The following is a 13977-nucleotide window of genomic DNA, read 5'->3' as shown; positions in this document are numbered from 1 at the left end:
ACGATGCGGCGGCGGTTTATTCCCGGCCGTTTGCCGCACCCCCGCGGAGGCCTACCCTAAGGCATGAGCAGGTTCCTGGTAGCATCCTTCTTGCTCGCGGCGACGGGACTGGGCTCGGCATGCGAGCCCGAAGGCTACGCGTGCCCCGCCATCGCCATGGCGCCGGTGGTTTCGCTGACCATTCCCGCCTCCTACGCTCCCTCGGTTAAGGCTGTGCACCTGAAGGCATGCCAGGAGGAGACCTGCAAGGAAGGCAACCTGGAGCTAATGCCCGGAACTGTATCCGTGGACCAGGGCTGCGAGCCGGGGCCGGATGGCTCCTGTTCGGCAACCGCGTCTCCTGACGGCACACTGCGTGGAATGCTCATGATGGACGCCCTCACAGAGTCGCCGATCAACGCCACCGCGAGCGCGACGGCGTCGGACGGCAATCCGCTCCCGGTGCATTCGCTGACGTTTACGCCGAAGGCGGAGTATCCGTTCGGCGCCCACTGCGGAAAGTTCCTGACCGCAGGGCTGATCCTTGACGAGGCCGGCCTGCGCCAGGAATAGGGTTCTCAGAGCTCGCCGAAGCCCTTCGCCACCAGCCCCTCTACGTAATGGACGGCCTTGTCCGCGTCCGTGCCCCAGGCTTCGACCCTCAGCTTTCCACCCTGGCCCACAGCGAGGGTCATGAGTGCCATGATCGAGGTGCCCTCAACTCCGTTGACGCTCACCTCGGCATCCAAAGATGCCAGTCCCCCAGCAATCTTGGCGGCGGGACGTGCGTGCATGCCCATTGGATTAATGAGCTCGAATTCACCAACTGCCGATGGCTCCCCTGCTTTGCCGGCTGGCACGGCGGCCTCGGGAACGCCCTGGCCAGGGGTGCCGAAACGCACAGCCTCGGCTGCCGCCTTCACCGCCTCCCGTTCCGCTCCCCCTTGCGCGGCGACCGCGGCAGCCACGAGCCCCTCCACAAGCGGTGCATCGGCCAGCAGGATGTGGTCAGGACTGCTGGAGAATTCGACGCCGCTTTCAGCTGTCATGACGGCGGAGCCCAGGTCCGCCAGGACCACCACGCCGCTGGAATTGGACGTGGCGAGCGCGTCCTCGAGCCCGGCCAGCACCTTCTCCAGACTGGTCCCGATCCGGCCGTCGTCCGTTCCGCCTGCGGTGAGAATACCGACGTCGGGGGCCATCTGCGCGGCCAGCTCCGCGGCACCTTCGGCGATCTTTCCGCTGTGCGAGACGACGAGCAGGCTGACCGTCATAGCGGCCCCGCCGCGTGGTCCGCCGCCTCGACGGCTGCACGCAGGAGCAGGGCCGTTGAGGCGGCCCCGGGGTCCCGGTGCCCGGCGCTGCGTTCACCCAGGTAGCTTGCCCTGCCCTTCCGCGCGACGAGCGGGTCCGTGGCTACGGCTCCTGCTTCCGCCGCCGCGGCTGCCGCCTCCAGGACGGCTGCCGGATCGCCGTCGGCTGCTGCCTTGCGGGCTGCGTCGACGGCAGGGGTCCAGGCGTCCACCATGGTTTTGTCGCCCGGCTCAGCCTTTCCACGGGCAACGACGCCGTCACGGGCTGCGGTAAGTGCCTCGGAGAGCAGCTGGGCGTCGATCTCCCCTGCCTCGCCCATCGCCGTGGCGGCCCGCAGGTAGGCGGTTCCGTAGAGCGGCCCGGCGGCCCCGCCAACCTTGGACATAAGGGCCATGGCGGCCAGCTTGAGGGCTGCTCCCGGCGTCTCGGGCGGTGACTCGGCCAGCTTTTGCAGGACCGCTTTGAAGCCCCGGTCCATGTTCTCGCCGTGGTCGGAATCCCCGATGGCGCGATCCAGCTCAATGAGTTCGCTGCGGTGCTTTGCCATTGCCTCGGCGGATAACCTCAGCCACTGCACGGCCCATGTGACATCCAGCGCCATGCTCAGATTCCCCAGCGAAGGGCAGCAGTGTGAACCGGCGCGTCCCACAGTTCGGTGAATTCGTCATCGAGGCGAAGGACGGAAATCGAGCAACCCTGCATTTCCAGTGAGGTGACAAAGTTGCCCACAAGGGAGCGCTGCACGGTAATTCCCCTGTCGTTTAGGATCTGCGCCGCCCGCCGGAAGACGATGTACAACTCGCTTTGCGGAGTTCCGCCCATGCCGTTGACAAACAGCAGTACCTTTTCGCCGGAGTCGACACGGAGGTCCTCGAGGACGGGCTGGAGCAGCCTGTCGGTGATGCCGTCAGCGTTTTCCATCGCGATCCTGTGCCTGCCGGGCTCTCCATGGATTCCGATGCCGATTTCGATCTCGTCATCGGCAAGGTCGAAGCTCGGAGCCCCGGCGTGCGGAACGGTACAGGCCGAGAGGGCGACGCCCATGGAGCGTACGTTGCGGTTGACCCGCTCGGCCACGGCCAGCACTGTCTCAAGATCGTCGCCACGTTCCGCAGCGGCCCCGGCGATCTTTTCTACCAGGACTGTTCCACCCACTCCCCTGCGCCCGGCCGTATAGAGGGAATCCTCCACAGCGACGTCGTCGTTCACGAGCACGGTCCTGACATGGACTCCCTCGGCCTGGGCCATTTCCGCGGCGGTCTCAAAGTTCAGGACGTCGCCGGTGTAGTTCTTTACGATATGGATCACTCCGGCACCTGAATCCACGGCTGTGGTGGCCGGAATGATCTGGTCCGGAGTGGGAGAGGTGAACACAGCGCCAGGCACCGCGGCGTCGAGCATCCCAAGGCCGACAAAGCCGGCGTGGAGGGGTTCGTGGCCGCTTCCGCCTCCTGAGACCAGGGCGACCTTGCCGGCAACAGGAGCATCCGTGCGCAGGACGTATTTGGGATCCGCATGTACCGTGACAAGGTCCGCATGCGCCAGGCCAAACCCCTCTACGGACTCGTCCACCACAGATTGCGGATCATTGATGAGCTTTTTCATTTCAGTGCTCCTGGTTCATTCATGCTGTATTCAATTCACTGCTGCGTTCAATCCACTGCTGCGTTCAATCCACTGCTGCGTTCAATCCACTGCTGGGGCGTGACAGGCCGATCGTGTCTTGACCCTACTACCCGGACAACACGCAGGGTAGACCCGCATCCAGCATGTGGGAACGACGGAAGGGACGGCCCCCAATGACCGTCCCTCCCGTGGGCTTTCAACACGCGTCCGCCCCCTCAAGCGGTGTGACCCCGCCCCGAGCCACCCGCTCCAAAGTTTATCTATCAATTGGATTTGGCGATAGCCCTTTTGCTCCGCTGCAATTTCAGCCCTACCGCTGTTAGCTTGGATTCACCGGAACGAAATTCCACTAGGGAGGTAGAAATGAGCGAACACGACGAGGCACCTCGCCAGGGCGAGACGGCGAAGACCGGACCTCAAGGAACCATTCCCGCAAGCAAGGAAGGCGTAGGAGCCGGAGCCAGCAACGAACCCAACACCTTCGAACCGGAAGAGGATCCTGACGCCACCGAGGAAGCCGCCGAGTAACCGAATTCCGATTGATGCGAGTCTGCCCTACAGCTTCTTGATCATGCGCGTATTGCCCAAGGTATTGGGCTTGACCCGCGCAAGGTCCAGGAACTCGGCGACGCCTTCATCATGCGAGCGAAGCAGTTCCGAGTAAACCTCGGGATCGACGGCGGTCTGGTCCGCCATGACTTCAAAGCCGTGGCGTTTGAAGAAGTCCACCTCGAAAGTCAGGCAGAAGACTCGTGAGACACCCAATTCACGGGCATCTTCGATGAGCCGCTGCACCAGGACGTGACCCACACCCCGGCCCCGCCACTCGTCGGCAGCAGCCAGGGTGCGCACTTCGGCCAGGTCTTCCCACATCACGTGCAGGGCTCCGCAGCCGATCACTTCGCCGTCGGATGATTCGGCGATGCGGAACTCCTGGAGGCTCTCGTAGTAGGCCACGGTTTCCTTCGCCATCAGGATCCTCTGCTCCGCCAGCGGTGCCACGAGGCGCTTGATGGCGGCTACGTCACTGGTGCGGGCAGGGCGGATGCTAAAGGTCGAAGTCACAGCCCCATCCTATGTGCCGGCAAATCCTATGTGCCGGCAAAGGGCTTGCACGTCGGAGCGAAGCCGGGCCCCCGCTTACAGCCCGCGGATCGCCGTTACAGCCCCAGGTCGGCTGGCAGCCCTACCTCCTTGCCGAGCACATGGGCGGCCAGGAAATGTTCCACGACGCCGTACCAGATCTTCGCGTGCTGCGGCTGCAATACCCAGTGGTTTTCGTAAGGGAAGTACAGGAACCGATGGGCCGTTTTGCCGTCGGCGTCCGCCGCCAGCTTCGAGTTGGACAGCAGCTCATACCAGAGCCGAAGGCCCTCCCCGATGGGTACCCGATAGTCCTTGTCCCCGTGGATAACAAGCATCGGCGTGGCGATCTTCTCCACATGGCGATGTGGAGAGTTATCCAGCGCCATCTCCGCTGTCATCTCCTTGAGCCAATACTGGGAGGCGTCGGTTGTCGGACCGAACTGGTCGAGCGCCCACAGGCTGGCGTGGGTCACGATGGCCTTGAATCTTTCGGTCTGTCCAGCCACCCAGTTGGCCATGTAGCCGCCGAACGAGCCGCCCATGGCAGCCGTACGCGCTTCGTCGATATCCGGCCGTTCTAGGACCGAATCCGTGATGGCCATGAGGTCCATGAAGGGCGCCTTGCCCCACTCGCCCCAGCCTCGTTGAATGAATGCCTGGCCATACCCAGTTGACAGCGCCGGGTCGGGCAGGAGCACGGCATAGCCCTTGGAGACCAGCAGCCAGGGGTTCCAGCGCCAGGTCCAGGCATTCCAGGAACTGAGCGGTCCTCCATGTATCCACAGGAGCAGTGGAGCGGGGTTCGCGGCCGAGGCGCCCTCCGGCAGGGCGAGGTACGCGGGGACCCGGGCGCCGTCGGCCGCCGTCGCTTCAATCCGCTCAAGGGTTCCCTTACGGCGCGGCCTGTCCGCCGGCGCCGGAAGCCTCGACACCTCGCCGGAGGCCAGGTCGACCCGCACCACTTCGGGCGGGAATTCGTACGAACTGCGAAGCGCATAGGCATGGCGTCCATCCGGTGAAACGGCGACGTCGGTGTAGGCTGCGGAATCCTTCGTCACCCTGGTGACGGTCCCGTCTGCGACGTCGATCCGGAACAGCGGGGTGGCGCCGTCGTCGTCTGCCGTGACCAGCAGCGCGCTGCCGTCCGGGAGCCAGGCCACCGGGTGGCCCCAGCGGTCCCAGTCGTGCGCGAGCGGCCGGAGCTCCCGGCTCTCAGGGGCAACATTCAGTTCGCCGGCGACATCCAGCAACTGGAGCTTCACTTGGGGTGCCTGGGTGGGGGTCGTATCGCTCTCGCTAAGCACGGCCAGGGTTTGGTTGTCAGCGCTGACCGGGCCGGGGAAATAGCTCATCCCCTCACGATCCAGCAGCACGGTGCGGGCGCCGGTAGCAACGTCGATCGCAACCAGCACATGCCTGGAATCAGCCTTCGCCAGCGGCTTGACCACACTGGTGTAGACCGCCCTGCCGTCGGGGCTGATGACCGCTGCCGTGTCACGGAGGCCGGCCCCGACGTCGGGCGTCAGGTTGCGCAGCTTCAGGGGCGGCGCCTGGTCCACCGTGGACGGCTTCCCGCCCGCCGGAGGCTCGCCAGGCTCGACGGCGAACAGGCGCGGCTGCGAAGGGCCGAGGTCCTCATCCCATAATCGGACCGGGTAGCCCGTGTGCAGGATGGCCTGGACCTTGTTCTCCTTGCGGCTCTTTCGGCGCATCTCGTCCGACTCCTCGTCCGCGGCTCCAGCCAATACCGGCGCGACGACGATCGTTCTGTCCGCGTCTTTCGCCGTGAAGACCGAACTGATCCCGCCCAAGCGGTTCAGGACCACCCGGGCTTCGCCGCCATCGGCCGGGAGGAGCCAGAGGGCGCTGACCGGATCGTCGTCGGAACCCTCGTCGGCACGATCGGGATCCGGGCGCGCCGAAGTGAAGTAGAGATCTCCGTTGCTTGCAAAAGCGGCGCCGGCTTCCCCTTTGGCGCTGCGTGTAATTCGACGGGCATGCTCATGGCCCTCAGGATCGATCTGCCAGAGCGCTGACACGTACTCAGTTGCCTTGCTGTTAAGCGTCGCCACTGTGGTGACAAGGCGCTTGCCGTCGGGACTCATCGCCAACCCGCTGACGCGAGGGATGGCCAGGTAGTGGTCGAGTTCGTGGAATGGGGTTTCGGGCTGCTCGTTCGGGATTTCCGGGTTAGTGGATTCCATGCTCCGATTCAACACTGAATGTGCGGCTCTTCACAGGGGAATCTCGCGGCCGCGGGTTTCCAGCTACGGTTTTTGGCTATGGTCCGCCGAGGCGCCGGTTTCGTCCGCGGGGGTTTCAGAGCCGAGGCCAGGCCTGCCGCTTTCGGGATCGGCGGTTGTTGCCTCGACCGGCTCGTCATACGCAGCACCTGTTTCCGAGGCACGGTGCTCGCCGGGCTGCTTGTTACCCGGGAGTTCCCTGGGGTGGGACTTTCCAGTAGCAGGCATGGTCTTCCTCCTTTGGGGGCCGGACAGGCGCCGGATTTGCCGGACAGGCGTCGGATTGGGCCGGACAGGCGCCGGAGCCATCCGGTCACTTCCACGCTATGCCCGACGCCGGACGCATGCCAGCGCTGCGGGCTTGATCGATTAAAGCGAAACCCCGCCCGCACTTTCTGTGCGGACGGGGTATCAATACTTCTGACCGCCTCCGGGATTGATTCCGGAGAGCAAGCGCTAGGCGCTGGGTGCGATCTCCGGGATCCGCGGCTTGGCGTTGCCCGCGAAGGTGAACTTTGCGTCGTCACCCTCGCCATCAACGTCAACCACCACGATGTCGCCCGGGTGCAGGTCGCCGAAGAGGATCTTCTCGGACAACTGGTCCTCGATCTCGCGCTGGATGGTGCGGCGAAGAGGCCGGGCACCCATTGCGGGATCGTAGCCACGGGTGGCCAGGAGGACCTTGGCTTCCTTCGTTAGCTCGATGCCCATGTCCTTGTCCTTGAGGCGGGTCTCCAGGCGGGTGACGAACATGTCCACGATCTCGATGATCTCGTCCTGCGTCAGCTGCGGGAACACCACGACGTCGTCAACACGGTTCAGGAACTCGGGACGGAAGTGCTGCTTGAGCTCTTCCGTGACCCGTGCCCGCATCCTGTTGTAGCCGGTTGTGGTGTCCGTGCCCGACTGGAAGCCGGTGGCCACGCTCTTGGAGATGTCGCGGGTACCAAGGTTGGTGGTCATGATAATCACCGTGTTCTTGAAGTCCACCACGCGGCCCTGGGAATCGGTCAGGCGGCCGTCTTCCAGGATCTGCAGGAGCGAGTTGAAGAGGTCCGCATGGGCCTTCTCAACTTCGTCGAACAGGACCACGGAGAACGGACGTCGGCGGACCTTCTCGGTCAGCTGTCCGCCTTCTTCGTAGCCGACATAGCCCGGAGGGGCGCCGAAGAGACGCGAAACCGTGTGCTTCTCGGAGTACTCGGACATGTCCAGCGTGATGAGCGCGTCCTCTTCGCCGAAGAGGAACTCCGCAAGGGCCTTCGCCAGCTCGGTCTTGCCGACGCCTGTGGGGCCGGCGAAGATGAACGAGCCGCCGGGACGCTTGGGGTCCTTCAGGCCTGCACGGGTGCGGCGGATCGCCTGGGACAGGGCACGAATGGCCTCGTCCTGGCCCACCACACGCTTGTGCAGCTCTTGTTCCATCTTGAGCAGCCGCGAGGACTCCTCTTCGGTGAGCTTGAAGACCGGGATACCCGTGGAGTTCGCCAGGACTTCAGCGATCAGGTCTTCGTCCACCTCGGAGATGTCGTCCATGCCGCCGGACTTCCACAGGCGCTCCTTTTCGGCGCGCTCGGCAATGAGCTTCTGCTCCTTGTCCCGCAGGGAAGCGGCGCCCTCGAAGTCCTGTGCGTCAATCGCAGATTCCTTCTCGAGCTTCACAGAAGCGATGCGCTCGTCCATGGCCTTGAGCTCCGGCGGAGCGGTCATGCGGCGAATGCGAAGCCGGGCACCGGCTTCATCGATCAGGTCGATGGCCTTGTCCGGCAGGAAGCGGTCCGAAATGTAGCGTTCAGCCAGCTGCGCCGCGGAGGCGAGGGCGCCGTCGGTAATGGTCACCCGGTGGTGCGCCTCGTAACGGTCCCGCAGGCCCTTCAGGATCTCGATGGCGTGCGCCACGGAGGGCTCCTTGACCTGGATGGGCTGGAACCGGCGCTCCAGGGCGGCGTCCTTCTCGATGTGCTTGCGGTACTCGTCCAGGGTGGTTGCACCAATGGTCTGCAGTTCGCCGCGGGCCAGCATCGGCTTGAGGATGGAGGCTGCGTCAATTGCGCCCTCGGCTGCACCGGCACCAACAAGCGTGTGGATCTCATCGATGAACAGGATGATGTCGCCGCGGGTTCGGATTTCCTTCAGGACCTTCTTGAGCCGCTCTTCGAAGTCACCGCGGTAACGGGAGCCAGCCACCAGGGAACCGAGGTCCAGGGTGTAGAGCTGCTTGTCCTTGATGGTCTCCGGGACGTCGCCGCGGACAATCGACTGGGCAAGGCCCTCGACGACGGCGGTCTTGCCGACGCCGGGCTCACCGATCAGCACTGGGTTGTTCTTGGTACGGCGGGAGAGGACCTGCATGACGCGTTCCATCTCCTGCTCGCGGCCGATCACGGGATCGAGCTTGTTCTCGCGGGCAGCCTGGGTCAGGTTGCGGCCGAACTGGTCCAGCACCACGGAGCCGGCGGGAGTCCCTTCCTGCTGGCCGGGGCCGACGCCGGCGCCAGCCGACTCCTTGCCCTGGTAGCCGGAGAGCAGCTGGATAACCTGCTGCCGGACCCGGTTCAGGTCCGCCCCGAGCTTCACGAGCACCTGGGCTGCGACGCCTTCACCCTCACGGATGAGGCCAAGCAGGATGTGCTCGGTACCGATGTAGTTGTGGCCGAGCTGAAGGGCTTCGCGCAAGGAGAGCTCAAGCACCTTCTTGGCGCGTGGGGTGAAGGGGATGTGGCCGGACGGCGCCTGCTGGCCCTGTCCGATGATCTCCTGCACCTGCTCGCGGACGCCGTCGAGCGAAATGCTCAGGGACTCAAGCGCCTTTGCGGCAACGCCTTCACCCTCATGGATCAGACCCAAGAGGATGTGCTCGGTACCGATGTAGTTGTGGTTGAGCATGCGTGCCTCTTCCTGGGCAAGCACAACCACGCGACGGGCACGGTCCGTAAATCTCTCAAACATTTCGCCACACTCCTAGCTACGACGTACTTTGATGCTACGTGGCCAAGCAAGAATTTTGGGGCGTGTTCGCCACGGGGGAAACATGGCGGGGTTCGGGATTAGCCTTCCGGCGCCCCTTCCCCATGTCGACGCCGGCCCCAGCCTCCCCGATACGGCCGGCTGAGCATGGCCGGTGCCGCGGAGGGGCTTCAGGGGATCGCGCTTCAGGGATCGGGCTTCAGGGATCGGGCTTCAGGGATCGCCCCGCCGCCCAGCTCGGGGTAGGCCCAATGCGAGCCCGGTGTGAGTTCCCCGCTGGCCGCAACTCCTCGCTGGCCTTGAATGGAGACCAGCCACGGATCACCTTTGCAATGATGCCTGGAATGACTCCACGAGGCACTTAGTGAATGCCTCGCCGGGTTTTTTCTGCGGCACTCAGTCTTTTTCCCGCAATACAGCCTCCGGCGCTCCCTTTTGCCTCCGTAAATGGGACTTCTCCCCGCCGGGAGGGAAAAGAACGATTGGTTGGATAAAAAGCAATGCCCCGACAGTATTGCCGGGGCATTTGAACTTTTAACGTCAGGCATTCGCCTTTTGGTACGCTTCCTGAATTTCAGCCTGAATACGGCCTCGACTGTTGACTGTATAGCCGTGCTCGCGGGCCCATTGCCGGATCTTTGCGGAATCCTGGTTCCTCGCCGTGGCGCCGCGCCCCCGGGCTGGGCGGCCCGATGAGGTCTTGCGTGCTTTGGCTATGAAGGGCTCCAGCGCGGAACGCAGTTTTGCGGCGTTACCGGAGGAAAGATCCATTTCGTAACTGACGCCATCCAGAGCAAAACGCACGGTTTCGTCCGCAACGCCTTCATCCAGATCATCAACAAGGATGATTTTGACTTTCTGTGCCATGAAGAGACTCTCTTTTGGGAAAGGTTAGATTATCAAACAACGAGACCTATAAAGATTATCGTCCTGTTTAAGGCAACGCGTCAAAGGGCGAATTGGTTCCTGTGGATATCGGGCCGAGAATTAGAAGGCTATTTCTCTTCCCGAGAAGCGGGGTCTGTTGGTTCCGGCTTTCCCATTTCAGTTTCCTGCCGGGCACGGGCTTCCTGCCGGGCGTCGGCTTCCTGCTGGGCACGGGCTTCCTGCCGGGCATCGGCTTCCTGCTGGGCACGGGCTTCCGCCTGCCGCTCGGACTTGTCCGCATTGAAGATCGACCTCATCGCGAACCAGAACAGGAGGCCGACCACGACCGACGGCGCAAGGACTGCCAGGTACTCCATAATCAGTGGCCCCCGGGCTTCAGCAGCGGGAACAGGATGGTCTCGCGGATGCCTGCGCCGGTGAAGAGCATGACAAGCCTGTCGATTCCGAGCCCAATTCCGCCCATGGGCGGAGCCCCATACTCGAGGGCGCGGAGGAAGTCCTCGTCGAGCTGCATGGCCTCGTCGTCGCCCTCTGCGGCAAGGCGCGACTGCGCGGTGAGCCGCTCCCGCTGAATGACGGGGTCGATGAGCTCAGAGAACGCGGTGCCGCGCTCCATGCCCCCGATGATCAAATCCCATGCTTCAATGAGGCGGTCATCGTCCCGGTGCGGGCGAGCCAAGGGCTGCGCCGACGGCGGATAGTCATAGACGAACGTCGGGTTGATCAGCGTCGGCTCGACAATCTCGCCGAACAATTCGACAACTGCCTTCTCCTGCGTCCACAGCGCGTCGGTCTTGACGCCGTGCGCATCACCGATCTCGAGGAGCCGCTCAAGGGGGGTATCGGGCGTGACCTCCTCGCCCACTGCCTCGGAAAGGCCTGGGTAGACGCCCAGCCATCGCCATTCGCCGTCGAGGTTGATCTCCCCGGCTTCCGTCTGGATAGTGCGGGTCCCCACGACGTCGGCGACGTTGAGGATGATTTCCTTCATGCGCTCCGCCATAACGAACTGGTCGGCCCAGGCCTCGTAGCATTCCAGCGTCGTGAACTCGGGGCTGTGTGTTGAATCGACGCCCTCGTTGCGGAACACGCGGCCCATGTCGTAGACGCGGTCGATCCCGCCGACCACCGCACGCTTAAGGAAAAGTTCTGTCGCGATGCGCAGGGTCATCTTCTGGTCAAAGGCGTTCATGTGGGTTTCGAACGGGCGTGCCGTCGCGCCACCATGGACCAGCTGCAGGATGGGAGTCTCCACCTCAACGTAGTCGTGACGGTGCAGGGTCTCCCTGATCGAGCGTGTGATTGCAGCGCGAAGGTAAACCATCTCGCGGGCTTCGTCGCGGACCATCAGGTCCACATAGCGCTGCCGGACCCGGGTCTCCTCGTTCAGGTCAGCATGCAGGACGGGAAGCGGCCGCAGTGCCTTGGACGCCATCGACCAGGAATCGGCCATTACGGACAGCTCACCGCGGCGGGAGGAGATTACCTCGCCCTGGATGAAGACGTGGTCGCCAAGGTCCACCATGGCCTTCCAGTCCGCCAGCGCCTCCTCCCCGACATTAGCCAGGCTAATCATGGCCTGGAGCCGGGTTGCCTTGCCGTCGACGCCGCCCTCCTGAAGGGTAGCGAAGCACAACTTGCCGGTGTTTCGGATGAAGACCACACGCCCCGTGACCCCCACGATGTCTCCGGTGGTGTCGTCCGCTTCGAGGTGCGCATACTTCTCGCGGATCTCGCTCAGCGAATGTGTGCGACCGACACCCACGGGGTACGCCTCGATGCCTCGTTCGATCAGCTTTGCGCGCTTCTCCATGCGGACGCGCATCTGTTCGCTGGCATCGGCGGGTTCTGTTGAGGGGGTGTTTTCTGAAGTCACAGTGCTTAAGTTTACCGGGAAGTCAGCTGCCCCCTTTCCCGCCGAATCTGCCTCTGCTAACGGCACACACCTGACGCTAGACTCGACGGCGTGGAGACACGAACTGTTCAAACGGACGACGGCGACGGCCGGCTTGAGCTGCACTCCATCGGTTCCGCGACCGGCGGCGAGGTTCCCGGCGTCGTTATTATCCACGGAACCCTGGTGACCGACGCCCTGTACTTGCCTTTCGCCCGCCGACTGAGTCTCCTGCTGCGTCGCCCGGTCCACTGCTACAACCGCAGGGGTCGCGCTGGTTCGACGCCCCAACCCGGAACATACTCTGCGGAAACTGAAATAGCGGACCTCCGGCAGGTCATGGCCACAATGGGCGCCACAGACGTCGTCGCCCACAGCTACGGCGGGTTCGTAGCGCTACAGGCGGCGCGTACCATCCCGATCCGCCGACTGGTCACCTACGACGCTGCAGTCTCGCTTTCCGGAAACCTGAACGAGCGGTGGCGGCCGGAGCTCGAGGAGGCCGTGCAGGTCGGGCGCCTCAATCATGCGTGGGCGCACCTGGTGCAGGGGCTTGAAACAGCCGGCCCCGTTTCCCGGCTGCCCCTCGGGGCCCTGCGGCTGCTGAGCATAGTGTCTGCCAGGACCCGGCTTGGAGAGGAAATGCGGCGCCTGCTGCCAACCGCCGTCGCCGAGATGCAGGCCGTCCTTGCCGCGGATTCCACCATCGAAGACTTCAGCGAGGTAGCAGTTCCCACCCTCATGCTCAGTGGGGGCTGGAGTCCCGGCTACTTCGCCGAGACTGGGAGGTTGCTGGCTGCGTCGGTGCCGTCCATTGAGTTCTCACTGGTTCCGGGGCAGCTTCACGAAGGCCCGCTGCGGCCTGGACGGCGGCTGCCCCTCAGGGTGGCCCGGTTCCTAGCGGATGGCCAGTCGGCTTAAGGCGTCCACTGACGGCTAACAGCTACCCCGCTGCGACCGGCCTCCGTTAGGCTCGGAACATGACGCAGGAGATGATCACCACCGCCGACGGCGCCACTATCGAAGTCTTTACCACCGGGGGAAACGCGTCCCCGCACGGCTCCGGCGTGGTGATTGTCGCCACGTCCATGGTGACCGCCTCGGATTACACCCGCTTCGCCCAGCGGCTGAGCGCGGAGCTGGGGCGACCGGTGCACACCTTCAATCGTCGTGGCCGCGGCGGTTCCTCGCCGCAGCCTGAGGACTACACCCTCGACGTCGACATCCGCGACCTTGATGCTGTCATGAGGCACACGTCCAGCAGCGACGTCTTCGGCCACAGCTTCGGCGGCGCAGTGGCATTGCATGCTGCCCGGCACCTACCCGTGGAACGGCTCGCGGTTTACGATCCCGCAGTGTCAGTGAACCACAGCGTGAGGGCCGACTGGATCCCGGAGTACGAGCGTGCGATGGCGGCGGGCGACTACGATCGCGGCCTGGCGGTCCTGCTCAAGGGACCTGAGACCGGCGGCCCTTTCTCGCGTATGCCGCTCTCCATGCTGACCCTTGCTAACCGGCTCACCGCGGGAACCCCCATGGGGAAGCAGATGCGAGAGCTTATGCACGCGGGAGTCAGGGAGATCAAGGCGATCATCGCGGCCGACATGCCTGCGGAGCCGTTCCTGGCGCTCCCCCTGGAAACCCTGATTGTAGTGGGCGAGAAGAGCCCGGCATACTTCGGGGTTGCCTGTGGGCAAATCCATGACGTCCTGTCCGGATCCAGCTACACGATCCTGCCCGGCTTCGGTCACGACGGCCCAATCAGGGCGCCGGAGAAGCTCATCAGCGAGCTCGCGGAGTTCTACTCGGGCTGAGCTCCTGGCGGGTTCGACGGCCCGGGTTCGACGGCCCGGGTTCGACGGCCCGGGTTCGAAGTCCCAGGTTCGACGGGGGGGTGGGGTTTCGTGGTTTTGGGTGGTGCTTCCCGTGGTATCTCGCACCTGGGCGGGGGGGGTGGGTGAGCCTGTCGGGGTCAGGCGG

At 64.1% G+C, this 13977-nt stretch carries 14 protein-coding genes; 4 read left to right on the top strand and 10 right to left on the bottom strand.

Annotated elements, in window-relative coordinates; genetic code table 11:
- Positions 1-63: 63 nt before the first annotated feature.
- Positions 64-552 carry a hypothetical protein gene (locus tag J7E82_RS00070; protein ID WP_214859148.1) on the top strand — a complete coding sequence of 163 codons (489 nt, stop codon included), beginning with the start codon at positions 64-66 and terminating at the stop codon, positions 550-552.
- A gap of 5 nt (positions 553-557) precedes the next feature.
- Here J7E82_RS00070 and dhaM read toward each other — a convergent pair whose 3' ends face one another.
- Genes dhaM through dhaK form a run of 3 tightly spaced genes read right to left on the bottom strand, consistent with a single transcriptional unit; the run spans position 558 to position 2898 of the window.
- Complete coding sequence (dhaM, locus tag J7E82_RS00065; protein WP_214859147.1) at positions 558-1253, bottom strand: dihydroxyacetone kinase phosphoryl donor subunit DhaM; 696 nt, start codon at positions 1251-1253, stop codon at positions 558-560.
- A complete protein-coding gene (gene dhaL, locus J7E82_RS00060; RefSeq protein ID WP_214859146.1) occupies positions 1250-1894 on the bottom strand; it encodes a dihydroxyacetone kinase subunit DhaL in 645 nt (214 codons plus the stop codon). The genes dhaM and dhaL overlap by 4 nt, the downstream gene beginning before the upstream one ends.
- A 2-nt stretch (positions 1895-1896) precedes the next feature.
- Positions 1897-2898, bottom strand: coding sequence for a dihydroxyacetone kinase subunit DhaK (dhaK, locus tag J7E82_RS00055; protein ID WP_214859145.1), 1002 nt, complete (start codon positions 2896-2898; stop codon positions 1897-1899).
- 384 nt (positions 2899-3282) lie between these two features.
- On the opposite strand from dhaK, the gene J7E82_RS00050 reads away from it, so the two are divergent.
- The gene (locus J7E82_RS00050) at positions 3283-3447 is read left to right on the top strand and encodes a hypothetical protein (protein ID WP_214859144.1); all 165 of its coding nucleotides are present in this window, start codon (positions 3283-3285) and stop codon (positions 3445-3447) included.
- Positions 3448-3474: 27 nt separating this feature from the next.
- Here the strand turns inward: J7E82_RS00050 and J7E82_RS00045 are convergent, their stop codons facing one another.
- From J7E82_RS00045 to lysS, 7 genes are all read right to left on the bottom strand, one after another.
- A complete protein-coding gene (locus J7E82_RS00045; RefSeq protein ID WP_214859143.1) occupies positions 3475-3984 on the bottom strand; it encodes an amino-acid N-acetyltransferase in 510 nt (169 codons plus the stop codon).
- A 95-nt stretch (positions 3985-4079) separates the two neighbouring features.
- Complete coding sequence (locus tag J7E82_RS00040) at positions 4080-6209, bottom strand: prolyl oligopeptidase family serine peptidase (protein ID WP_214859142.1); 2130 nt, start codon at positions 6207-6209, stop codon at positions 4080-4082.
- Positions 6210-6272: 63 nt separating this feature from the next.
- Positions 6273-6476: a hypothetical protein gene (locus J7E82_RS00035; protein ID WP_214859141.1), complete on the bottom strand. Its 204-nt coding sequence runs from the start codon at positions 6474-6476 to the stop codon at positions 6273-6275.
- Between the two features lie 228 nt (positions 6477-6704).
- Positions 6705-9197 carry an ATP-dependent Clp protease ATP-binding subunit gene (locus tag J7E82_RS00030; RefSeq protein ID WP_214859140.1) on the bottom strand — a complete coding sequence of 831 codons (2493 nt, stop codon included), beginning with the start codon at positions 9195-9197 and terminating at the stop codon, positions 6705-6707.
- Between the two features lie 558 nt (positions 9198-9755).
- Positions 9756-10082 (bottom strand): Lsr2 family protein, encoded by a 327-nt coding sequence (locus J7E82_RS00025; protein ID WP_214859139.1) that lies wholly within the window; start codon positions 10080-10082, stop codon positions 9756-9758.
- Positions 10083-10210: 128 nt separating this feature from the next.
- Positions 10211-10459: a hypothetical protein gene (locus J7E82_RS00020; RefSeq protein ID WP_214859138.1), complete on the bottom strand. Its 249-nt coding sequence runs from the start codon at positions 10457-10459 to the stop codon at positions 10211-10213.
- 2 nt (positions 10460-10461) lie between these two features.
- Positions 10462-11979: a lysine--tRNA ligase gene (gene lysS, locus J7E82_RS00015; protein WP_214859137.1), complete on the bottom strand. Its 1518-nt coding sequence runs from the start codon at positions 11977-11979 to the stop codon at positions 10462-10464.
- 90 nt (positions 11980-12069) lie between these two features.
- Here lysS and J7E82_RS00010 point away from each other — a divergent pair, with 90 nt between their 5' ends.
- Together J7E82_RS00010 and J7E82_RS00005 are read left to right on the top strand one after the other, a co-directional pair.
- A complete protein-coding gene (locus J7E82_RS00010; RefSeq protein ID WP_214859136.1) occupies positions 12070-12918 on the top strand; it encodes an alpha/beta fold hydrolase in 849 nt (282 codons plus the stop codon).
- Between the two features lie 59 nt (positions 12919-12977).
- Positions 12978-13811: an alpha/beta fold hydrolase gene (locus J7E82_RS00005; protein ID WP_214859135.1), complete on the top strand. Its 834-nt coding sequence runs from the start codon at positions 12978-12980 to the stop codon at positions 13809-13811.
- Positions 13812-13977 lie beyond the last annotated feature (166 nt).

This window comes from Arthrobacter sp. ISL-30 (assembly GCF_018613855.1).
Classification (GTDB): domain Bacteria; phylum Actinomycetota; class Actinomycetes; order Actinomycetales; family Micrococcaceae; genus Arthrobacter.
The sequence above is the reverse complement of the archived record's forward strand: the minus strand, read 5'-3'. Positions and strand labels throughout refer to the sequence as shown.

Bases quoted from the DNA above. Each gene is read 5' to 3' on its own strand.
- J7E82_RS00070 (WP_214859148.1), top strand. From the start codon at position 64: ATGAGCAGGTTCCTGGTAGCATCCTTCTTGCTCGCGGCGACGGGACTG.
- dhaM (WP_214859147.1), bottom strand. From the start codon at position 1,253: ATGACGGTCAGCCTGCTCGTCGTCTCGCACAGCGGAAAGATCGCCGAA.
- dhaL (WP_214859146.1), bottom strand. From the start codon at position 1,894: ATGGCGCTGGATGTCACATGGGCCGTGCAGTGGCTGAGGTTATCCGCC.
- dhaK (WP_214859145.1), bottom strand. From the start codon at position 2,898: ATGAAAAAGCTCATCAATGATCCGCAATCTGTGGTGGACGAGTCCGTA.
- J7E82_RS00050 (WP_214859144.1), top strand. From the start codon at position 3,283: ATGAGCGAACACGACGAGGCACCTCGCCAGGGCGAGACGGCGAAGACC.
- J7E82_RS00040 (WP_214859142.1), bottom strand. From the start codon at position 6,209: ATGGAATCCACTAACCCGGAAATCCCGAACGAGCAGCCCGAAACCCCA.
- J7E82_RS00035 (WP_214859141.1), bottom strand. From the start codon at position 6,476: ATGCCTGCTACTGGAAAGTCCCACCCCAGGGAACTCCCGGGTAACAAG.
- J7E82_RS00030 (WP_214859140.1), bottom strand. From the start codon at position 9,197: ATGTTTGAGAGATTTACGGACCGTGCCCGTCGCGTGGTTGTGCTTGCC.
- J7E82_RS00025 (WP_214859139.1), bottom strand. From the start codon at position 10,082: ATGGCACAGAAAGTCAAAATCATCCTTGTTGATGATCTGGATGAAGGC.
- J7E82_RS00020 (WP_214859138.1), bottom strand. From the start codon at position 10,459: ATGGAGTACCTGGCAGTCCTTGCGCCGTCGGTCGTGGTCGGCCTCCTG.
- J7E82_RS00005 (WP_214859135.1), top strand. From the start codon at position 12,978: ATGACGCAGGAGATGATCACCACCGCCGACGGCGCCACTATCGAAGTC.